The 21772-nt window shown below is 72.7% G+C and carries 17 protein-coding genes and 1 CRISPR repeat array; of the genes, 12 read left to right on the forward strand and 5 right to left on the reverse strand.

Annotation, left to right across the window (positions count from 1 at the left end):
• Positions 1–222: 222 nt before the first annotated feature.
• The 7 genes from AAH979_RS04505 to AAH979_RS04535 all read left to right on the forward strand — a co-directional run bounded on the left by AAH979_RS04505 (position 223) and on the right by AAH979_RS04535 (position 9613).
• Positions 223–723 carry a DoxX family membrane protein gene (locus tag AAH979_RS04505; protein ID WP_346256725.1) on the forward strand — a complete coding sequence of 167 codons (501 nt, stop codon included), beginning with the start codon at positions 223–225 and terminating at the stop codon, positions 721–723.
• A 191-nt stretch (positions 724–914) separates the two neighbouring features.
• Entirely contained in the window at positions 915–2606 is a 1692-nt protein-coding gene (locus AAH979_RS04510) for an amidohydrolase family protein (protein ID WP_346256726.1), read from the forward strand.
• A 53-nt stretch (positions 2607–2659) separates the two neighbouring features.
• Positions 2660–3907, forward strand: a complete 1248-nt coding sequence (locus AAH979_RS04515) for an amino acid ABC transporter substrate-binding protein (protein ID WP_346256727.1) — start codon at positions 2660–2662, stop codon at positions 3905–3907.
• A 173-nt stretch (positions 3908–4080) separates the two neighbouring features.
• Positions 4081–4959, forward strand: coding sequence for a branched-chain amino acid ABC transporter permease (locus AAH979_RS04520; protein ID WP_346256728.1), 879 nt, complete (start codon positions 4081–4083; stop codon positions 4957–4959).
• A complete protein-coding gene (locus tag AAH979_RS04525) occupies positions 4956–7166 on the forward strand; it encodes an ATP-binding cassette domain-containing protein (RefSeq protein ID WP_346256729.1) in 2211 nt (736 codons plus the stop codon). Before AAH979_RS04520 ends, AAH979_RS04525 begins: the two co-directional genes overlap by 4 nt.
• Positions 7159–7875, forward strand: coding sequence for an ABC transporter ATP-binding protein (locus AAH979_RS04530; protein WP_346256730.1), 717 nt, complete (start codon positions 7159–7161; stop codon positions 7873–7875). The genes AAH979_RS04525 and AAH979_RS04530 overlap by 8 nt, the downstream gene beginning before the upstream one ends.
• Positions 7876–8109: 234 nt before the next feature.
• Positions 8110–8749: a CRISPR direct-repeat array (repeat unit 28 nt; unit sequence CTGCTCCCCGCGCACGCGGGGGTGATCC).
• Between the two features lie 90 nt (positions 8750–8839).
• Entirely contained in the window at positions 8840–9613 is a 774-nt protein-coding gene (locus tag AAH979_RS04535) for a phosphotransferase (RefSeq protein ID WP_346256731.1), read from the forward strand.
• 195 nt (positions 9614–9808) lie between these two features.
• On the opposite strand, the gene cobF is transcribed toward AAH979_RS04535, so the two are convergent.
• The 3 genes from cobF to cbiE are packed head-to-tail and all read right to left on the reverse strand — an operon-like array spanning position 9809 to position 12557.
• Positions 9809–10570, reverse strand: a complete 762-nt coding sequence (gene cobF / locus AAH979_RS04540; protein ID WP_346256732.1) for a precorrin-6A synthase (deacetylating) — start codon at positions 10568–10570, stop codon at positions 9809–9811.
• Between the two features lie 11 nt (positions 10571–10581).
• Complete coding sequence (cobM, locus tag AAH979_RS04545; RefSeq protein WP_346256733.1) at positions 10582–11334, reverse strand: precorrin-4 C(11)-methyltransferase; 753 nt, start codon at positions 11332–11334, stop codon at positions 10582–10584.
• Positions 11325–12557 (reverse strand): precorrin-6y C5,15-methyltransferase (decarboxylating) subunit CbiE, encoded by a 1233-nt coding sequence (gene cbiE, locus AAH979_RS04550; protein ID WP_346256734.1) that lies wholly within the window; start codon positions 12555–12557, stop codon positions 11325–11327. The genes cobM and cbiE overlap by 10 nt, the downstream gene beginning before the upstream one ends.
• Positions 12558–13063: 506 nt before the next feature.
• Between cbiE and AAH979_RS04555 the strand changes: the two genes are divergently transcribed.
• From AAH979_RS04555 to AAH979_RS04570, 4 genes are all read left to right on the forward strand, one after another.
• Positions 13064–15322 carry a magnesium chelatase subunit D family protein gene (locus AAH979_RS04555; RefSeq protein ID WP_346256853.1) on the forward strand — a complete coding sequence of 753 codons (2259 nt, stop codon included), beginning with the start codon at positions 13064–13066 and terminating at the stop codon, positions 15320–15322.
• Complete coding sequence (cobO, locus tag AAH979_RS04560; protein ID WP_346256735.1) at positions 15322–15936, forward strand: cob(I)yrinic acid a,c-diamide adenosyltransferase; 615 nt, start codon at positions 15322–15324, stop codon at positions 15934–15936. Before AAH979_RS04555 ends, cobO begins: the two co-directional genes overlap by 1 nt.
• Positions 15930–17351: a cobyrinate a,c-diamide synthase gene (locus tag AAH979_RS04565; protein ID WP_346256736.1), complete on the forward strand. Its 1422-nt coding sequence runs from the start codon at positions 15930–15932 to the stop codon at positions 17349–17351. The genes cobO and AAH979_RS04565 overlap by 7 nt, the downstream gene beginning before the upstream one ends.
• 125 nt (positions 17352–17476) lie before the next feature.
• A complete protein-coding gene (locus AAH979_RS04570; protein ID WP_346256854.1) occupies positions 17477–18577 on the forward strand; it encodes a HEAT repeat domain-containing protein in 1101 nt (366 codons plus the stop codon).
• Positions 18578–18655: 78 nt separating this feature from the next.
• Here AAH979_RS04570 and AAH979_RS04575 read toward each other — a convergent pair whose 3' ends face one another.
• Together AAH979_RS04575 and AAH979_RS04580 are read right to left on the reverse strand one after the other, a co-directional pair.
• Complete coding sequence (locus tag AAH979_RS04575) at positions 18656–19291, reverse strand: response regulator transcription factor (RefSeq protein ID WP_346256737.1); 636 nt, start codon at positions 19289–19291, stop codon at positions 18656–18658.
• Positions 19243–20490, reverse strand: a complete 1248-nt coding sequence (locus AAH979_RS04580; protein ID WP_346256738.1) for a sensor domain-containing protein — start codon at positions 20488–20490, stop codon at positions 19243–19245. Before AAH979_RS04580 ends, AAH979_RS04575 begins: the two co-directional genes overlap by 49 nt.
• A gap of 168 nt (positions 20491–20658) precedes the next feature.
• Between AAH979_RS04580 and AAH979_RS04585 the strand changes: the two genes are divergently transcribed.
• A complete protein-coding gene (locus AAH979_RS04585; RefSeq protein ID WP_346256739.1) occupies positions 20659–21690 on the forward strand; it encodes an acyl-CoA desaturase in 1032 nt (343 codons plus the stop codon).
• The last annotated feature ends 82 nt before the right edge of the window (positions 21691–21772 follow it).

Genomic DNA, 21772 nt, shown 5'->3' on the forward strand with positions numbered 1-21772 from the left:
AGCGGACGGTCGTCCGCAAAAGTGGATGCTAAGGGCTCAGTCCTCGGAGGAGAGAGTTATGGCGCCGTCGGCCGCAGCTACAGATCCCGCACCCACCGGTCCCGCCCCGATCCGGCGGCCCGCCGCCCGCGCCGCCCGGTCGGCTCCCATCGCCCGGACCGCCCGGTCGCCCTTCGTCGCCCGTACCGTCCGGCCGTTCGGGCCGGGTTCGGCAGGTGCGGCGTGAACCTCGGACTGCTCCTGCTCCGCCTGCTCCTCGCGGCGCTGCTCTTCGGGCACGCCAGCCAGAAGCTCTTCGGCTGGTTCCGTGGCCAGGGCCCCACCGGCACCGGCGCCACCTTCCACACCTGGGGCTTCCGGCCCGGCCGGCAGATGGCCCTGCTCGCCGGCCTGGCCGAGCTGGCCGGCGCGGCGCTGATCGCGCTGGGCCTGGCCACCCCGCTCGGCGCGGCGATCGTGCTCGGCACGATGGTGGTGGCCGCCTCGGTCAACCTGCCGAACGGGCTCTGGGCGCACCTTGGCGGCTACGAGGTCGCCTTCGTCTACGGCGCGCTGGCCGTCGTGCTGGCGTACACCGGGCCGGGCGCCTGGTCCCTCGACCACCTGGTCGGGCTGGACGGGTTCGCCGGCTACGGCTGGGGCACTCTCGCCCTGGCCGTCGGGCTGCTCGGCAGCGTACCGCCGTTGCTGCGGCGGCGACGTGCCCTCGCCGCCGGCGACTGACCCGCCGCCCGCGAACGCCGGCCCGCACCACCGGCACAGGGCGGGACTCGCGGCCCTGCCGCCCTCCGCATCCTCCACCGGACCCGCCGGTCCCCCCACCGGCCCGTCCGCCGACACCGATACCGCCGCCGTGCCGCTGGCCGCCCCGGCCGTGGGCCACCGGCGCCGCATCCGAGAGGTGACCCCCGCTGATGAGCGACGAGGAACGACGAGGAGTGTCCCGGCGTTCGGTGCTGCGGGGCGGTGCCGCCGCCGGCACCGCCACGGCGGTCGGCGCCGGCATCGCGGCGGCACCGGCCGGTGCCACCGGACCCGACCGGGACCAGACGATCCGGGCCGACCTGGTGCTGCACAACGGCCGCATCCACACCATGGACCGGCGCGACCGGGTGGTCAGCGTACTGGCCATCCGGGACGGCCGGATCGTCTATGCCGGCAACGACGCCCGGGCCGCCCGGCACGGCTTCGAGGGCCGGCCCCGCACCATCGACCTGCGCTGCCGCACGGCGGTGCCCGGCCTGATCGACTGTCACAACCACATCGTGCTGATGGGCAACCGGCCGGGGCACCACACGCCGCTGGAGAACGCCTACTCCATCGCCGATGTGCGGTCCAGCTACCGGGACCGGGCCCGCCGGGTGCCGCGCGGCGAGTTCATCACCACCATCGGCGGCTTCCATCCCCACCAGTTCACCGAGGTACGGCTGCCGACCCTGGCCGAGCTGGACGAGGCGCTGCCGCACCACCCGGCGTACCTGTCGGTCGGCTTCGCCGGACCCTCGGTGACCAACAGCCTCGGCCGGCGGTTCTTCGAGGCGGCCGAGATCCCGGTGACGGTCGGGGCGGACGGCGCGATCGCCGGCGGTACCGAGACCGGTAAGGCGACCCTGGCGCTGCGGCGTACCCTCACCGCCGCGCAGCGCGAGCGCGGGGTGCTCGACGCGATGGCGTACGCGGCCAGCCTCGGCGTCACCACCCACCTCGACCAGGGCGCGTTCCAGGCCACCGGCACCCCGGCCGACGGTGCGGCGCACGAGGACAACCACTCGATGCACCTGCCGTTCCTCGACGTCTACGCCCAGGGCCGGGGCATCGTCCGGCTGCGCATCAACTACCTGCACCAGGACACCGACCCCGCCGTACCGGAGTTGACGGCGCGGCTGCGCCACACGTACCCGTTCTTCGGCGACGACATGGTCCGGACCGGCGCCATCGGCGAGTTCATCGCGGCCAGCTACTCCGGCGGCCCGGTCTTCCTGGAGGCCGCCCGGCGCAGCGCCCGGGCCGGCTGGCGGATCGAGGTGCACTCGCTGACCGGTACCGACTTCCAGACCCAGATCCAGGCGTTCGAGACGGTGCACGCCGAGACCCCGATCTCCGACCTGCGCTGGGTCGTCGCGCACGTCCCCCGGATCACCCCGGACTACCTCCAGCGGCTGCGGGCGGTCGGCGGCGGGGTCAACCTGACCGGCTGGCAGTACCTGGCCGGTACCGGCCCGGCGGCCGGCCCGCCGTTCCGGACGATCCTGGACAGCGGCATCCCGGCCGGGATGAGTTCGGACGGCATGCAGATCGCGCCGATGAACCCGTGGATCCACGCCTACTACGCGGTGACCGGGAAGAACGCCCGCGGGCAGGTGATCAACGCCGGACAGCAGATCAGCCGGCAGGAACTGCTCACCCTCTACACCAGGGCCAACCAGTGGTTCCTCGGCGGGCCGGACGAACACCTGCTCGGCTCGCTGGAGGTGGGCCGGCTCGGTGACGTCGTGGTGCTCGACGACGACTACTTCACCGTCCCGGTCGAGCGACTGCGGCGGCTGCGCGCGGACCTCACCGTCGTCGGGGGCGCGGTGGTGCACGACGCCGACGACCCGCACTGACCCGCAGCGTGCGCCCCGAAGACCAATCCGACAGCGACGAAAGGTACCCGACAATGCGCAGGCGCTCCCTCGCCGCCGTCGCCACCGTCCTGGCGCTCGGCGTGGCGGCCACCGGATGCGGCAACGGCTCCGGTTCCGGCTCCGCCGACGACCCGATCGTGGTCGGCTCCACCCTCTCCCTGACCGGCGCCTTCGCCGCGACCGGGCAGATCCACAAGATCGCCGGTGAGGCGTACGTCGCGCGGCTGAACGCCGCCGGTGGACTGCTCGGTCGCAAGGTCGAGTGGAAGGTGGTCGACGACCAGTCCGACCAGTCCAAGGTCAGCCAGCTCTACGAGCGGCTGATCAGCCAGGACCGGGTCGACCTGATCATCGGCCCGTACGCCACCCCGAACATCCTCTCCGCGATGGCGGTCGCCCAGCGGCACGGGTACGTGATGCCGCAGCACACCGCCGTGCTGGCGCCCCAGCTCAGCTACGAGTGCCAGTTCCCGGCCTGGTCGATCGGCCCCACCCCGAACCGGTTCATCCCGACCCAGCTCTTCGACGCGCTGGCCGGTCAACCTGGGCCGCCGAAGACCGTCGCCGTGCTGACCAGCCAGAGCGGATCGGCCGCCTTCGTCTCCGACGGTTACGGCGCGGACAAGTCCGGCGCGCTGAGCATCGCCCGGGAGCGTGGTCTGGACGTGGTGGTCGACGTGCACTACCCGCCGACGACCACCGACTGGGCGCCGATCGCCGCCCAGGTCCGGGACGCCGATCCCGACCTGGTGATCAACAACGGGCTCGGCGTGGACGCGGTGAACATCCTCCAGGCGATGGCGCAGCTCAACTACCGGCCGAAGCGGATGTTCAGCCTCTTCCCGGCGCCCGGACCGCTGCTCGACCTCGGCGAGGTTTCCGAGGGGGTGCTGTCGGTGTCGATGTTCGAGCCGAACAAGCCGACCCTGGACCGGCTCGGCCCGGCGGCCACCGAGATCGTGAACGACTTCACCTCGCGGGCCAAGGCGGCCGGGCTGCCGTACACGGTCTTCGAGACCCAGGCCGCCGCCTCGTGGAACGCGTGGGAGATCCTGGCTGCCGCGGTCAGGGACACCGGCGGGACCGACCACAAGAAGATGTGCGACTCGCTGCACGGCAAGGGTGCCGACACCACGTTCAGCGGGCACCTCGCCTTCGACCCGAAGGCGCAGAACTTCTGGCCGACCACCCAGGCCATCAAGCAGATCCAGCAGGGTGACTGGGTCACGGTGTGGCCGGCCGATCGTGCCGCCGCACCGCTCGCCCCCGCCCGCCGCTGACCGCGCGTCCGGGCCCCGGCGCCCCCGTCCGGGCCCGGACGCGCCACCCCTGACCGTCCACCCCTGAGCGTCCATCCCGGACCGTCCATCCCAGACCGTCCATCCCTGACCGCCCGTCGCGCCGCTCGGCCTCGCCGCCCGGTGGCCCCGCCGACCCGACCAGACCCGAGGCGATGTCCCGTATGAACGTCCTCCAGGCCGCCCTCACCGGAGCGCTGATCGGTGGCCTCTACGCCCTGATGGCCACCGGCCTCTCCGTCACCTGGGGGGTGCTGCGCGTCATCAACCTGGCCCACTTCGGCCTGATCCTGATCGGTGCGTACCTCACCTTCCAGATCGCCACCTCGTGGCGGCTCGACCCGATCCTGACGCTGGTGGTGACGGTGCCGCTGATGTTCGTGGCCGGCGCCGCGATCCAGTGGCTCTTCGACCGGCTCCGGCTGAGCGAGTTCAACTCGCTGCTGGTCAGCTTCGGGCTGCTGAGCATCACCATCCAGGTGGTCAGCAACGTCTGGAGCGCCGACTTCCAGCGGATGCCGGCAGAGGTCAACCCGTACGCCACCGGCTCGGTCTCCCTCGGCCGGCTGGTCTTCCCGGTCACCACCCTGCTGGCGTTCGGCCTCGCCCTGCTGGTGGTGGTCGGCGCGCACCTGGTGCTGCGGCGTACCTTCGCCGGCCGGGCGATGCGGGCGATCGCCCAGGACCGGGCGGTCGCCGGTGCCTTCGGGGTCGACCACCGCCGGCTCAGCGTCCTGCTCGGCGGGGTGGTCGGCGCCACGGCCGCGCTGGCCGGCATGGTCTTCGCACTCTCCAACGCGCTCACCCCGGAGACCGCGTACGAGTGGTTCGGCACCGTCTTCGCGGTGGTGATCCTCGGCGGGATCGGCGAGGTGGTCGGTACCTTCGCCTCCGGCATCCTCGTCGGAGTGCTCTCCGGCGTCGTCTCCGCGGTCTGGTCCCCGGCCACCGCGCCGTTCGTACTCTTCTCGGCGATCATCCTGGCCCTGCTGCTGCGCCCGCAGGGACTCTTCGTGGCCGGGGGTGTCCGGTGATCCGCCGTGGTGGGGTCGGGCTGCTGGTGGCGTTCCTGGTGCTGGCCGCCGTCGGCGCCTCCGCCGACCAACTCGGGATCGCGTCGTTCTATCTGGTGCTGCTCGGCTCGATCTGCTTCTGGATCGCCCAGGCGACCAGTTGGAACCTACTCAGTGGATACAGCGGCTACTTCAGTTTCGGCCAGGCCGCGTACGTCGGGGTCGGCGCCTACACCGCCGCCGTGCTCAGCGGGCGGCACGGCGTCGACTTCTTCCTCACCCTGCCGCTCGCGGCGGTGCTCTCCGGACTGCTCGCCCTCGGGGTCGGCGCGGTGGCGTTCCGGCTGGGCTCGCTGCGGGGCGAGATCTTCGCGCTGCTGACCCTCGCCGTGCCGTTCATCCTGGCCGCGTTTGCCCGGATCAACCGGTCGATCGACGGGGGACAGGGGGCGAGTGTCCCGGTCCCCGAGCTACCGGGGCTGGTCAGCTCGTTCCAGCAGTTCCAGTTCCTGCTGGCGCTGCTGATCGCGACCATCGCGGTGGCGGTCGCGTACGTCGTCCAGCACACCCGGTCCGGTTCCGCGCTCGCGGCGATCCGGGACGCCGAGGACGTCGCCGAGGTGACCGGGGTGGCGACGTTCCGCTACAAGATGCTGGCGATGCTGCTCAGCGGCGTACTCGGCGGGGTGGCGGGCAGCGTCTACGCGCTACAGATCGGCTTCGTCACCGTGGAGAGCGTCTTCGGGCTGACCATCCCGCTCTTCGTGATCGTGATGGGGGTGCTGGGCGGCCGGAGTCACTGGCTCGGTCCGGTGATCGGCGCGGTGCTGATCGTCACCCTCCAGGACCGGCTCTCCTCGTACGGCCTGGACGCGTACAACATGATCATTCTCGGTGGCATCCTCGCCCTGCTGGTCGCGCTCGCCCCCGACGGCCTGTACGCGCGGCTGCGGGCCCGCCCGCTGGTCGCGCTCGGCACCCTGGTCGGGGTGAGTGGCGCCCTCGCGGTGCTCCGGGTCTGGGGCGAACTGCTGGACTGGCTGGTCGTCGGGATGCTCGCCGCCAGCCTGGTCGCCATCGTGCTCGGCTCGCCCCGGGTCTCCGCCCGACTGGGACTGCGCCCACCCGGCCACCGGACCCGGACGGCAACCCCGTCCGCTGCGACCGATGCCGCTGCGGCCGACACTGCCGTGACCGGTGCGGCTGCGGCGGGCGCCGTTCCGGCCGATGCGACTGCGGCCGAGACTGCGTCGAGCGACGACGCCGCGTCGGATGGGGCTCGGATCGACGACGTCTCGCCGCACGGGACTCGGATCGACGACGCCGCGCCGGACGGGGCTCGGAGCGACGACGTCTCGCCGGATGCCGGCGCGACCTCGCCGGATGCCGGCGCGCCGGAGACCGCGCCGGGCCACGCCGCCGCGACCCGCCTTCCCACTGTCCTTCAGACCCGTACGGCCCCGATCCGGGTCACCGGCCCGCGAGGGGGCGGGCCCGGTGCGGTGCTGGTCGAATGCCGCGGGGTGGCCAGGTACTTCGGCGGGGTGCACGCGCTGGAGGAGGTGACCCTGGACATCCGGGAGGGCGAACTGGTCGGTCTCGTCGGCCCCAACGGCTCCGGCAAGACCACGCTGGTCAACCTGCTCTCCGGCACGATCCGGCCGACCCGGGGCACGATCCGGATCGGCGGGCAGGACATCACCCGACTGGCGCCGCACCGGATCGCCCACGTCGGGATGGCCCGGACTTACCAGATCCCCCGCCCGTTCGACTCGATGACCGTCCGGGACAACGTGGCGATGGCCATCATGTTCGGGCGTACGCCGATGTCGCTGCGCCGGGCCCGGCCGATCGCCGAGCGGCACCTCGGCACGGTCGCGCTCGGGCACCTGGCCGACGCGTACCCGAGCAGCCTCAACCTGCACCAGCGGCAACTGCTGGAGATGGCCCGGGCCGTCGCCGCCAACCCCCGGGTGCTGTTGCTGGACGAGGCGCTGGCCGGACTCAACCCGGCCGAGGTGGACAACGCGGTGCGGGTGGTCCGGCGCATCCACGACAGCGGCATCACGATCGTGATCGTCGAGCACCTGCTACGGGTACTCAACCAGCTCGCGACCCGGCTCGTGGTACTCGATCGCGGTAGCTGCCTGGCCGACGGCGATCCGCAGACCGTGCTGAACGATCCGGCCGTGGTCCGCGCCTACCTGGGGAGGCAAGCCCATGTCTGAGCCGTTGTTGCGGGTGCGGAACCTCGACGTGCGGTACGGCGACGCGCAGGCGCTCTGGGACGTCGCCGTCGAGGTGCGCGCGGGGGAGACGGTCTGTGTCGTCGGCCCGAACGGCGCCGGAAAGTCCACTCTGGTCAACGCGGTCGCCGGGATCCATCCGGCGCACCGGGGGGAGATCAGCGTCGGCGGTACCGACATCACCCGGCTGCGCGGCCACCGGGTCTGCACGCACGGGGTGGCGGTCGTCCCGGAGGGACGGCGGATCTTTCCCCGGATGTCCGTGCTGGACAACCTCATGCTCGGCGCGTACCGGCGAGGTGCCCGCCGGGAGTACCGGGTCACCCTGGCCGAGGTCTACGAGATCTTTCCCCGGCTCGCCGAACGCGCCGGCCAGCTCGCCGGCAGCCTGAGCGGGGGAGAGCAGCAGATGCTCGCGATCGGCCGGGCGCTGATGGCCCGGCCGCGCCTGCTGCTGCTCGACGAGCCGTCGCTGGGGCTCGCGCCGGTGCGAGTTGACGAGGTGTACGACGCCATCGTCCGGATCAACGCGGGCGGGGTGAGTGTGCTCGTGGTGGAGCAGGACGTGCAGCGGGCCCTCGACGTGGCCAGCCGGGCGTACCTGCTTGGCGAGGGGCGGGTGGTGCTGAGCGGCCCGGCCGACGAGTTGCGGGATAGTACCGAGGTACGGCGCAGCGTACTCGGCTTGTGAGCGGGACGGGCTACGGCGCGACAGGACCGGATCGAACAGGCCGGTGATCGCAGGTGCGGCAATGGCGAGACACACTCGACCAGCAAGCTCGCACGGTGCTCGCCATGTACGCTGCTCCCAGCCCTCGAACCAGCCGCGTACCACCTCTCGGCACACCACTGCGGAGGCATGATCTTGCGGATGAAAGTGAAGGAAATCGGCGTACTTGATCTTTAGGACCACAGGTCAAGAAGCCTGCTCCCCGCGCACGCGGGGGTGATCCTGGACGCATATGTTGAAGGTGGCCCCGAAGCGGCTGCTCCCCGCGCACGCGGGGGTGATCCGGCGTACTTCGGGCACAGTGCATGGACCTGTAACTGCTCCCCGCGCACGCGGGGGTGATCCCGCGGGTCAGGCCGCGGCCTGCTCCTGGTCCTGCCTGCTCCCCGCGCACGCGGGGGTGATCCGTGCCCGAGCTTCCTCGCGTGTGGCTCCCAGGAACTGCTCCCCGCGCACGCGGGGGTGATCCCGGCTCACCGAGAACGTCCCTGGCGAAGTCAATCTGCTCCCCGCGCACGCGGGGGTGATCCGCTGGTCCGCCGGTTGGACCGGAGAGTGGTCCGCTGCTCCCCGCGCACGCGGGGGTGATCCGTCGTCCGTCCGGGGTCGGTGGCAAATCGTCGTCTGCTCCCCGCGCACGCGGGGGTGATCCGCTCCGTCCGGTACGCGGCCGAGCCGATCGGCACTGCTCCCCGCGCACGCGGGGGTGATCCCGACGCCCCCAAGAGCGAACCCAGGTCCGAACCCTGCTCCCCGCGCACGCGGGGTTGGCTCCGAGACGCACCACTGGGTGGCCGGCAACGAGGGCTGCTCCCCGCGCGCAAGCGGGGGTGATCACCGGCCGAACTCGCCCAGACCGGGCTGCCCGGCTCGGAGTGCCGGAAACCCGGTATCGGGACCGGTCGGAGTCCGGTACACATGGAGGATGGCCGAGGTGGCGCTGCCCGGCGGTCACACCACGGGTGCCGTACTGATCGATGACGTCGTACACAAGCCGGCCTCGACCTGGACGTCGACGGTGCATGCGTTGTTGCGGTACCTGGAGGATGCCGGTTTCGACGGCGCTCCACGGGCGCTCGGCTTCGACGACCAGGGTCGCGAGATGCTCAGCTACCTGCGCGGTGACACCGTCGGCGACCGGACGCCCTGGCCCGACTGGGTGTTCGCGGAGTCGACCCTGGTCCAGGTCGGCCAATGGCTGCGACGGCTTCACGACGTGACGGTGGGTTTCGGTCCACCGGCGGACGAGAGGTGGTTCATCGGCGACGCGGTGCGGCCGGGGCTGGTGGTGGGGCATCAGGATGCGGCGCCGTACAACGCGGTGGTGGACGGCGGCCGGCTGGTCGGTTTCTGCGACTGGGGTGCGGCCGGTCCGTCGACGCGGGAGTTCGACCTGGCGCTGTCGGCGCTCTGGTGGGTGCCGTTCTGCCCGCCGAACGCGGTTGCGCCGTTGGGCTTCGATCCCTCCGAGGACCGGTCCCGCCGCCTCCACCTCCTGCTCGACGCCTACGGCTACGACGCGGACCGGCGGGAGTTCGGCGCCGTGGTCGTGCACCGCGCCCGGCGGCAGGCTGCCGCCATCCGCCGGATGGCCGACGGCGGGGATCCGGCCGCGACCCGGTTGCTGTTCGTCGCGGACTACTTCGAGTCGGCCGCCGCCGACGTCGAGGCGCTTCCGAACGAGTTCTGGGCGTACTGACCCGGAGCGGCATCCGCCGTGCCGAGCCTTATGCACCAACCGAGTCTCCCCAGCGATGGTGTTTGTCCGGCCTCTTCGTCGACTGGAGGTACACCCTTTCAATCACCCGCCGTCCTGCCCGGTCATCCTGCTTCGTCGGCGGGCGGCGGCTTCGCGACCACGTCGGGGACCGTCGACCCCAGGCGCAGGCCGTGGTCAGTGCGTCCGGCGGCGCAGCAGGTACGTGTCCATGATCCAGCCCTTGCGCTCCCGCGCGGCCCGGCGTACCTCGACGATCCGTGGCCCGGCCTCGGCGAGCGGGCCGGCGACCAGGATCTCGTCCGGGGTACCGAGGTAGGCACCCCAGTAGATCTCCACGTCCGGCTCGGTGACCCGGGTGAACGTGCAGTGCGCGTCGAGCATCACCACCAGGTCGTCCACTCCGGACGGCCAGCCCTGGGCCAGCAGCCGGCCGGTGGTGACCTGGAACGGCCGGCCGACCCGGTTCAGCCCGATCCGGTGCCGGGCGGCCAGCGTGGCGACGCTGCTCACCCCGGGGATCACCGTGTAGTCGAACTCGACCGTCCCGTCGGCCAGCATCTCCTCGATGACGCCGAGCGTGCTGTCGTAGAGCGCGGGATCCCCCCAGACCAGGAAGGCGGCGCAGCCGTCGACCGGTACCTCGTCGCGGACCAGCTCTCGCAGCAGTTCGGCCCGGCGGCGGCGCCACGCGTCCACCGCGTCCACGTAGGCCGGTGCGGTGCGGTCCCGGTCCGGGTCCCGCAGCTCCACCACCCGGTGGCCGGGCTTCGTCGGGTGCCGGCGCAGGATCTCCTGGCGCAGTCCGAGCAGGTCCTGCTTCGCGGCGCCCTTGTCCAGCACGAAGAAGACGTCGACCTCGGCGATCGCCCGGACCGCCTCCAGGGTCAACTGGTCGGGGTCACCCGCCCCGATGCCGATGACCAGGATCTTCCGCATGACCGCCGTCCCTAGCGCTTCGCCGACCGGTCCCGGCCGGCCGAGTAGAGGTAGCTGTCCGGGAAACCCTCGGCCGCCAGTACCCGGCCGACGACGATCACGGCGGTCCGGCGTACCCGGGCCTGTTCGACCTGGTCGGCGATGTCGGCCAGGGTGCCGCGCAGCACCAGCTCGTCGGGGCGGCTGGCCCGGGCGACGACCGCGACCGGGCAGTCCGCGCCGTAGTGCGGTACGAGCTGCTCGACCAGCTCCCGGGTCCGGCCGACGGCCAGGTGCAGTACCAGGGTTGCCCGGCTGGCGCCGAGTACCGCGAGGTCCTCGCTGTCCGGCATCGCCGTCGACCGGGCGCGGGCCCGGGTCAGGATGACCGTCTGCCCGACCGTCGGCACGGTCAGCTCCCGGCCCAGCGTCGCGGCGGCGGCCGCGAAGGCCGGTACGCCGGGCACGATCTCGTACGGCACGCCCGCCTCGTCGAGCCGGCGCAACTGCTCGGCCACCGCGCTGTAGATCGACGGGTCGCCGGAGCAGAGCCGGGCCACCTCCCGGCCGGCCCGGTGCGCGTCGACCATCCGGGCCACGATCTCGTCCAGGGTGAGGTCGGCGGTGTCCACCAGTTCCGTATCCGCTGCGCACGATTCGAGCAGCTCCGCCGGGACCAGGCTGCCGGCGTAGAGGCAGAGCTGGGCGCGGGCCAGCACCCGCTGCCCGCGTACCGTGATCAGGTCGGCGGCGCCCGGTCCGGCGCCGATGAAGGTCACCGGCACGGCTTGACCACCGCCCACTGCACCAGGGCCCGGGCCGGCTTCCACGCCGTGAAGCCGCCGAGCGGTGCGGCCCGCTCCACGCCGAGCCGGGTCAGGTCGCCGCCGAGTCGCTCGGCACGGATGGTCAACTCGCGTTCCCCCTCGATCGTCACCGCGTGCGCGACCAGCCGGCCGCCCGGGGCGAGCGCCGCCCAGCACGCGTCCAGGACACCCTCGGCGGCCAGCCCGCCGCCGACGAAGACGGCGTCCGGGGTCGGCAGCCCGGCCAGTACCGCCGGTGCCCGGCCGACCACCACCTCCAGCTCCGGCACCCCGAGCGCCGACGCGTTGCCGGCGATCCGCTCGGCCCGGTCCGCCCTCGCCTCGACCGCCACCGCTCGGCAGGTCGGCTCGGTTCGCAGCCATTCGATGCCGATGCTGCCCGAACCCGCGCCGACGTCCCAGAGCAACTCGTCGGGTGCCGGGGCGAGCCGGGCCAGCGCCAGCGCCCTCGCCTCCCGTTTGGTCAACGCCCCGTCGTGGGCGTACGCCTCGTCCGGCAGGCCCGGCAGCGTCGACCGGAGTACGGCGTCCGGTCCGGCCGTGGCGTGCACCGCGACGACGTTCAACGGGTCGACCGGCAGATGCGGCCAGTCCTGGGCGGTCCCGTCGCGGCGGCGCTCCTGCCCGGTGCCGAGCTGCTCCAGTACGGTCAGCGGGCTTGCCCCGTAGCCGGCGTCGGTGAGCAGGCCGGCCAGGGCCGACGGTGTCGACCCGTCCGCGCTGAGCAGCAGGATCCGCCGGCCGGGGGCGAGCACCCGGCGTACCCGGGCCAGGTCGCGGCCGACCGCGCTGACGGCGCTGACCCGTTCGACCGGCCAGCCGAGCCGGGCGCAGGCCAGGCTGATCGAGGACGGGTGCGGGAGTACCTCCACCCGGTCGGGGCCGACCAGTTCGACGATCCGCGCCCCGATCCCGAACCACATCGGATCGCCGCTGGCCAGGACGGCGACCCGGCAGTCGGCGTACGCGTCGAGCAGGCCGGGCAGCGCCGGCAGCAGCGGGCTCGGCCAGCTCACCCGCTGCGCCGGCAGTTCCGCAGGGAGCAGGTCGAGCTGCCGTCCGCCGCCGAGCACGACCTCGGCCGCCCGTAACGCCCGCCGGCCGGCCTCGCCGAGCCCGACCCAACCGTCCGCGCCGATGCCGACCACGGTCAGCCCAGGTCTGGCACTCGTCGCGGTCACGAGCCGGAACGTTAGCCGACCCGCCGGCGCCGGCGCCCCGCCGGGTGAGCCGCGTCATCGTCAGGACGTGCCGTGCGCTCTGCTGCCGCCGATGCCCCCCGGGTGAGCCGCGTCATCGCAGGTCGACCAGGTCGGTACCCGATTGCCACGATCCGGGTCGAGCCGGTCGGCGTGCCCTGTGCCCCGCTGCCGCCGATGCGCGTTCGGGCGGGCAACGTCGTCGCGGAGCTGCCTGCACCGCACCGCCGCCGATGCCCGGTCGGCCGGGTTGTGCCATCATCGGCGGCGACGGTGCGGCGAGGAACGCCGGTGGGTCGGTCCAGCAGGGCCGGCGACTCCGGGGCGGTCCCGCCACTGTGACCGGCCGACGGCCGGGAGCCAGACACTCGCCCCCGTCCTGGGCCGGCCCTCCGGGCGGCCCGGTACCGGACCGGTCGCGGGCGTGGACACCCGCGAGGCAGGAGGTTGGCCCCGTGCGGTCGTACCCGTTCTCCGCCGTCGTCGGAATGGACGACATGGCACTCGCGCTCACCCTCAGCGCCGTCTCGCCGGCCATCGGCGGAGTGCTGATCCGGGGCGAGAAGGGGACCGCGAAGTCCACCGTGGTCCGGGCGCTGACCGCACTGCTGCCACCGGTGACCGTCGTCACCGGCTGCCGGTTCTCCTGCGACCCGGCCACACCCGACCCGGACTGCCCGGACGGGCCGCACGATCCGGCGGCGCCGTCGGCGACCCGGCCGGCCCGGCTCGTCGAGCTGCCGGTCGGCGCGACCGAGGACCGGGTACTCGGCGCCCTGCACCTGGAACGGGCACTGCGCGACGGCGTAACCGCGTACGAGCCGGGGCTGCTCGCCTCGGCACACCGTGGGCTGCTCTACGTCGACGAGGTCAACCTGCTGCACGACCACCTGGTCGACGTGCTGCTGGACGCAGCGGCGATGGGCCGGGCCACCGTGGAACGGGAGGGCGTCTCGATCGCGCACGCCGCCCGGTTCGTCCTGGTCGGCACGATGAACCCGGAGGAGGGCGAACTCCGCCCGCAACTGCTGGACCGGTTCGGCCTGACCGTCGAGGTGGCGGCCAGCCGTGACCCGGCGGTACGCGCCGAGGTGACCCGGCGGCGGCTCGGCTACGAGGCCGACCCGGACGGGTTCGCCGGCCGGTACGCGGCGGCGGACGCCGAGCGCGCCGCCCGGATCGCGCAGGCCCGCCGACTGCTCCCCGAGGTACGGCTCGACGACGACACCCTGCACCGGATCGCCATCGTCTGCGCCTCGTTCGAGGTCGACGGCATGCGCGCCGACCTGGTGACCGCGCGTACCGCGATGGCGCACGCCGCCTGGTGCGGGCGTACCACGGTCAGCGGAGTGGACGTACGCGTCGCCGCCCGGCTGGCGCTGCCGCACCGGCGTCGGCGCGACCCGTTCGACCCGCCCGGCATCGAGCAGGAGCGGCTCGACCAGGCGCTCGCCGAGGCCGGTCTCGACCAGCCCGCCGAGCCGCCCCCGGACGGTGGCCCGCCGCCGCAGGGGCCCGGCCCGGACGAGCCCGACCCGGGTGGCCCGGGCGGTGCGCCGCCACCCGACGACACCGGCCCGGCACCCGGGACCCCGCCGGCCACCGGTCCCGCCGCCGAACCCGACGCCCCGCCGGACGGCGCGGCGAACGGGGCCGGAGACGGCACCGGACCGGAGCAGCCGGACCGGGTCGGGGTGCCGGCCGCGCCGCTCGGCTCGGCGGAACCGGACGGGTCGGGTACCAGCGCGGCCGGCGGGAGCCGGACGCTCGCCGCCGAGCGGCCGTACCGGGCCCGGCTGCTGGTCGTACCGGGGGTCGGGGCGGGGGTCGCCGGGCGCAGGTCACCGGCGGTCACCACCGTCGGGCAGACGATCCGGACCAGGCAGTCCGGGGGCGCCGCGGGCAACCGGCCGCACCTGGTCGCCACGCTCTGGGCGGCCGCACCGCACCAGCGGGCGCGCGGCCGGCGCGGCACCGGGCTGGAGTTGCGGCCGCAGGACGTCCGGGTGCCGGTCCGGCAGGGCCGGGAGGGCAACCTGATCCTGTTCTGCGTCGACGCCTCCGGCTCGATGGCGGCGCGGCAGCGGATGCGGGAGGTGAAGACCGCCGTACTGTCGCTGCTGCTCGACGCCTACCAGCGGCGCGACAAGGTCGGTCTGGTCACCTTCCGGGGCGGCGGCGCCGAACTCGCGCTGCCACCGACGTCCAGTGTGGACATCGCCGCCACCCGGCTCGCCGAGCTGCCGACCGGGGGCCGTACCCCGCTGGCCGAGGGACTGCTCCGGGCCGGTGCCGTGCTCCGGGTGGAACGGATCCGGGACCCACGCCGCCGCCCGCTGCTGGTGGTACTGACCGACGGCCGGGCCACCGCCGGCCCGGACGCGGTGCCCCGCTCCCGGTACGCCGCCCGGCTGCTCGCCGGCAACGGCGTCCGCTCGGTGGTGGTCGACTGCGAGGCGGGACGGATCCGGCTCGGCCTCGCCGCCGAACTGGCCGGGGCACTCGGTGCCGAACACCTGCCGCTGGAGCAGGTCGCCGCCGGCACCCTGACCGGCGCGGTGCGGCTCCGCACCGGCGTGCGTACCCGCAGCGGCGGCGGCGCGGAGGCCACCGCCGGCAGCGGCGGGATCGGCCGGAGTGGCTCCGGACCGCGCGCCGGATCGGCCCGGGAAAGTGCCGGAGTGGGCCGGGAAAGTGCCGGAGTGGGCCGGGGGAGGGCCGGAGTGGGCCGGGGGAGGGCCGACTGATGCCGCAGGGACAGCCGGAGACGGTACCCGCCGACGGGCTGACCACCCGGCAGCGCCGCAACCGGCCGCTGCTGATGGTGCACACCGGCGCGATGAAGGGCAAGTCGACGGCGGCGTTCGGGCTGGCCATGCGGGGCTGGCACCAGGGCTGGTCGATCGCGGTCTTCCAGTTCGTCAAGTCGGCCCGCTGGCGGGTCGGCGAGGAGTCCGCGCTGCTCGCGCTCGGCCGGCTGCACGAGCAGACCGGCGAGGGGGGCCCGGTGCAGTGGCACAAGATGGGCGCCGGCTGGAGCTGGAGCCGCCGGTCCGGCACCGAGGCCGACCACGCCGCCGACGCCCTGGAAGGCTGGCGCGAGATCCGGCGCCGGATCGCCGAGCAGCGGCACCGGCTCTACGTGCTCGACGAGTTCACGTACCCGATGAAGTGGGGCTGGGTGGACGTCGATGAGGTGGTCGACACCCTGCGGAACCGGCCCGGCCACCAGCACGTGGTCATCACTGGCCGGGACGCCGACGCCCGGCTGGTCGAGGCCGCCGACCTGGTGGTCGAGATGACCAAGGTGAAGCACCCGATGGACGCCGGCCAGAAGGGACAGCGGGGGATCGAGTGGTAACCCGGCTGCCCCGGGTGGTGATCGCGGCGCCCGCCTCCGGGCAGGGCAAGACCACGGTGGCGACCGGGCTGATGGCGGCACTGCGCGACCGGGGCCTGGCGGTCAGCGGCCACAAGGTCGGCCCCGACTACATCGACCCCGGGTACCACGCGGTGGCGACCGGCCGGCCGGGCCGCAACCTCGACCCGCACCTGCAGGGCGAGGAGCGGATCGTCCCGCTACTACGCCACGGCGCGACGGTGCCGGTGCCGGCCGACGTCGCGGTGATCGAAGGCGTGATGGGGCTGCACGACGGCGCCATCGGCCGGGAGGGGTTCGCCTCCACCGCGCATGTCGCCCGGTTGACCCGCAGTCCGGTGCTGCTGGTGGTCGACGTTTCCGGCGCCTCCCGCAGCATCGGCGCGCTGGTGCACGGCTTCGCCGGCTACGACCCGGAGCTGACCATCGCCGGGGTGATCCTGAACAAGGTCGGCTCACCGACCCACGAGGCGGAGGTGCGGCAGGCGGTCGCTCGGACCGGAGTACCGGTGCTCGGGGCGCTGCGCCGGGACGCGTCCCTGGACACCCCGAGCCGGCACCTCGGGCTCGTGCCGGCCGCCGAGCGTGCGGCCGAGGCCCGGCGTACCGTCGACGCGCTCGCCGGGCAGCTCGGCCGGGCGGTGGACCTGGACGCGGTGCTCGCCGTCGCCCGCCAGGCACCGGAACTGCCCACCGGGTGCTGGCGACCGGACGAGGAACTGCCCCGGCTGGCCCCGGTGACGGTCGCGGTCGCCGGTGGTGCGGCGTTCACCTTCCGGTACGCCGAGACCGACGAACTCCTCGCGGCTGCCGGCGTCCGGGTCGTACCCGTCGATCCGCTGCGCGACGAGGAGTTGCCGCCGGACTGCGCGGGGCTCTACCTCGGCGGCGGCTTCCCCGAGGTCTACGCGGCCGAACTCTCCGCCAACGCCCGACTGCGTGGCGCGGTCGCCCGGGCGGCCCGGGCCGGGATGCCGGTGGTGGCCGAGTGCGCCGGGCTGCTCTACCTGTGCCGGGACCTCGACGAGCACCCGATGACCGGAGTGCTGGCCGCCTCGGCCCGGATGACCGGCCGGCTCACCCTCGGCTACCGGGAGGCGGTCGCGACCGGCACCAGCCTGCTGACCGACCCGGGAACGGCGGTGACCGGGCACGAGTTCCACCGCACCCAGGTCGAGTACGGTGCCGGCCGGGTGCCGGCGTGGCGGTTCCGGCCCCGGCCGTCCCGCCCGCACGGGCTCGACGCGGCGGTCGAGGAGGGCGTGGTCGACCGCAACCTGCACGCCTCCTACCTGCACGTGCACTGGGCCGGGCATCCGGCGCTGGCCGCCCGGTTCGGCACGGCGGCGGCCCGGTACGCCGGAGCGCCGGCCCCGGTGTGGCCGGCGGCCCGGTAGGCCCAGAGCACGCCCCGACCCACCCCCGGCTGATCTGCTCAGCAGGATTGTTGATCAGCGCACCGCCCCGACTGATAACGCCTATCGTTCGTGCCCTTTCCGAATGCCAACGTGTGGTGCGACAGATGGCTGGCGATGAATTCCAGCGGGAATCTCCCTCGCCTATCGACCTATTCGGCGGACGGCTCGACGTGACGGCCGCCCTAACCGTGGTACGCGACCCATCGCCGACGCGGAGTATGGTCGTAGATGTGGCGAAGTCGGGTGGTTGGTGGTCGTCCATGAGGCGGCGCCCGATCCGAAACCTCGTCTGGGCGGTCTCCGGGTTCGGCCAGCGTCCTGAACACCCGGCCCAGCGGTCCGCGCGAGCACTCCTGGCGGACCAGGGTGACATGACGCCAACCCAGACCGCTCGTCATTTGCGCGAGGTGGCGCGGTGGATGGAGCAGGCGGCCGAGACGACGGCCACGAGAGCACGCGCGATCGAGGCCAAGTACGGCGAGGTGTTCCGGACCGCCTACACGATCTCCGGTGAGTACTACCAGCCGTACCTGGACTACCGGGCCGCGCCCGAGGAGGTCGCCACCGCCCTCCGGCTGCGCAGCCGGGCCCTTGCCCTGGCCCGTACCTACGACCGCCGGGCCAGGAGGCAGGCGCGGTTGGGTGCCCGGGCCGACCTGGCGGTGCTGCACGAGCGCGGCGACACCGCCGGCCTGCTGAAGGCGCTGGGCCACCGCAACCAGGACACCCGGCTGCGCGCCCTCTGGTTTCTGGCCGACCTGCGCCATGACGCTGCCGTGCAGCCGTTGATCGGCCTGCTCGACGATCCCGCGCTGACCGAGCAGGCGGCCAGGGCGCTCGGCCACATCGGCGACCCACGCGCCGTGGAACCGCTGATGTCCCTTGCCCAGCAGACGGGCGGTGCCGGCGATACCGCCGTCATCGCGCTCGGGAACATCGGTGATCCGCGAGCGACCGACGTCCTGCTCAACCGCCTGGCCAACCCCGCCGACCTCACCCTCAACACCGTAGCCAGAGCGCTTGGAAAGCTCGGCGACCCGCGGGCGGTGGAACCCATGCGCGCCGTCCTGAGCCGCCTCCGAGCCACCAGGCCGGAGAACGAGGTAGGCAAACGCCTCCAGGCACTCTTCTGCAAATCCATCGAGGACGCGATCGATGAGATCGTCCGCGCGAACGGCCCCCGAGTCGGTGACGATCCTTCCTGAGAAGATCCCTACCGGAGCCTGCCGCGACGCCCGCCGGGCCGGAGTCGTGCTGGGTGCCTGGTGTCCCTTCCCCTGAGTTCAGGCATTGAGGTATGCGAGGACGGCGAGGACTCGGCGGTTGTCGTCGTCGGAGGGCGGCATATCTAGTTTGGTGAGGATGTTGTTGATGTGCTTGCTCACGGCTTTCTCGGTGATGCGGAGCTTGGCCGCGATCGCGGCGTTGGAGCGGCCTTCGGCCATCACGCCGAGCACCTCGCGTTCTCGGGCGGTGAGTACCGCGAGTGGCTCCCGGCGGGCGAGCAGTTGCGAGATCACTTCAGGGTCCATGGCGGTGCCGCCGTCGGCGACCCGGCGGACGGCGGCGACGAACTCGCCGACGTCCGACACGCGATCCTTGAGCAGGTAGCCGACACCGCCGTGCGGAGTGCTGAGCAGTTCGCGGGCATAGAGGGGCTCGACGTGCTGGGAGAGCATGAGGACCGACAGGCCGGGGATCTGGGCGCGGGCCGCGATCGCGGCTTGCAGACCTTCGTCGGTGAATGTCGGGGGAAGGCGGACGTCGATGACCGCCACTTGCGGCTTGTGTGTGATCAGGGCGGGCAGCAGCGCTGGGCCGCTGTCGACCGCTGCGACGACGTCGAAGTCGAAGGCCTGCAGGAGGCGGGTCAGTCCGTCACGGAGGAGGGCATGGTCCTCGGCGATGACAATGCGCACGGCAGCTCCATGGTGATGACGGTGGGTCCCCCGGGCGGGCTCGACAGCGTGATCGTGCCATCGAACGCGGCGAGGCGGCGTTCGATGCCGCGCAGACCGGTGCCGGAGGCGGGGTCTGCACCTCCTGTGCCGTCGTCCGTGACGACCATCGTCAGTACTCCGTCGGTATGCCGTAACGACACCGATCCGGTGCGCGCGCGGCTGTGCCGGATCATGTTGGTCAGCGTCTCGGCGACGGCGAAGTACGCCGCGGACTCCACGGGTGTGTCGGGCCGGCCAGAAAGGGCGGCGTCGACCGTGATCGGGATCGGCAGGCTGAGCGCCAACGCCCGGACCGCGCCGTCGAGGCCGCGTTCGGCGAGTACCGGCGGGTGAATGCCGCGGACCAGGTGCCGCAGCTCGACGAGCGCTGTTCCGCTGGACTCACGCGCTTCGGCGAGCAGTTCGTGGGCCGCCACCGGGTTCCGGTCGATCAGTTCGTCGGCCAGACCGATCATCATGCCCAGCGAGACGAGGCGGGCCTGGACGCCGTCGTGCAGGTCGCGTTCGATGCGGCGCAGCTCCGCCGCCTGGGCATCCACGGTGTCAGCACGCGTCACCGTCAGCTGGGTGACGCGCAGCCGGAGTTCAGCAGCCCTGGTCGGCGCGAGGAAGAGCCGGGCGAAGTATGCGTCGACGCGACCCAGCCACGGCGCGGCCCACAGGCCGCCGGCGAGGATGACGGCGCCCTGCGGCAGACAGAGCAGTCCCTCACCGAACGTGTCGATGGACCAGATGGCGCCGTAGCCGTACCAGCCGGTGCCGAGCCAGACCCACAACGGTGTCAGGGCCAGACCCGCGAGCCCGTACAACGGCACGACCACACAGATCGTCCCGAGCGTGAACCCGACGATCGCGCCGGGCACGAGCCAGGCAAGATCGCGCCAGGTGGCCGGGTCGGTCACGATCCACCGGAAGCGCTGCCAGCCACCGGCCACGGCCCCATCGGGGGGCGGGTGGTACGGGCGTGTCACAAGGACACCGGTCCGTGAGGCACGTCTGCGTTCGAGATCAGCACGCATCCGGACCAGCGTCATCGTCCAGGGCACCAGCGCCAGACCGAGGAACGGCACCGGCGTCAGGGCCAACACGACAACGGACACGGCGAGCAGCGGTAGGTTGGTGAACGCCAGACCGATCCCGGCCATGCCGGACAGCACGGAGCGCGTACCGCTCCGGGCCCACCGGCCCAACCCTTCGCCAGTCCCGGCCGCGTTCACAGGTCATATTGTGCCCGCGGACTCATGGCTCAATCGTGGTGCTAGCACCTCCGCGATGGAGGACGTAGCGCTCCTGACGACGCGGCATCGAGCGGGTTTGATAGAAACATGACGATCACCATGACGCCGTCGCGGACGACGACCGGCAGCGACTTCGCCGTCCTGTCCCGGCGGATCAGCGGCGAAGGACTGATGCAGCGCCGACCCGCCTACTACGTTGTCCGACTGACTGTCGTCACGCTCATGTTCATCGGCGGTTGGACCGCGTTCTTCATCATCGGCTCATCCTGGTGGCAGTTGGTGACGGCCGCGTTCCTCGCCGTCACGTTCACCCAGGTCGCGCTCGTGGCGCATGATCTGGCGCACCGCCAGGTGTTCCGTACCAAACGTCCCGGGGAATTCGCCGGACGGCTGGCCGGGAACCTCGGGGTCGGGATGAGCTACGGCTGGTGGATGGAGAAGCACACCCGTCACCACAACAATCCCAACCATGACGACCTCGACCCGGACGTCGCGCCCGAGGTGCTCATCTGGGCCACGAAGTCGGCCCTCGGCCGGCGCGGGCTGAAGGGTTTCATCACCCGGCATCAGGCTGCGCTGTTCTTCCCGCTCCTCACCCTGCTCGCCGCCGACCTGAAGGTGTCCAGCATCAAGGCGTTGCGCAACGGCACCGTGAAGCGCCCCGGCCTGGAAACCACGCTGCTGATCCTGCACGCCGTCGGCTACCTCTCGGCACTGCTGATCGTTCTCTCGCCGCTGCAGGCCCTTGCCTTCCTGCTGGTACACCAAGCGCTGTTCGGCGTCTACCTCGGCATGACATTCGCACCGAACCACAAGGGCATGCCGCATCCGACCGGCGACGAGGACTACCTTCGTAAGCAGGTACTGACCTCCCGCAACGTCCGCGGCGGCTGGCTGACCGACACGGCGCTGGGCGGCCTGAACTACCAGATCGAGCACCACCTCTTCCCCGGCATGCCGACCCCCAACCTGCGCAAGGCCCAGCCGATCGTGCAGGCGTACTGTGCCGAGATCGGTGTCGCCTACGAACAGACCAGCCTCATCACCTCCTACCGGCAAGCCCTGCGACACCTGCACGAGGTGGGCGCACCGGCCCGCGCCGAACACGCGGCACGCTGAGCCAGGATTGCGTGTAGCCTTCGGGGTAGCCGCGCCGCACGGATGTGCGCAGCTTGTCGAGCCTGCAACGGTCCCGGTATTC

Origin of the sequence: Plantactinospora sp. ZYX-F-223 (assembly GCF_039649625.1) — a bacterium.
In the GTDB taxonomy this organism is placed as follows: Bacteria; Actinomycetota; Actinomycetes; order Mycobacteriales; family Micromonosporaceae; genus Plantactinospora.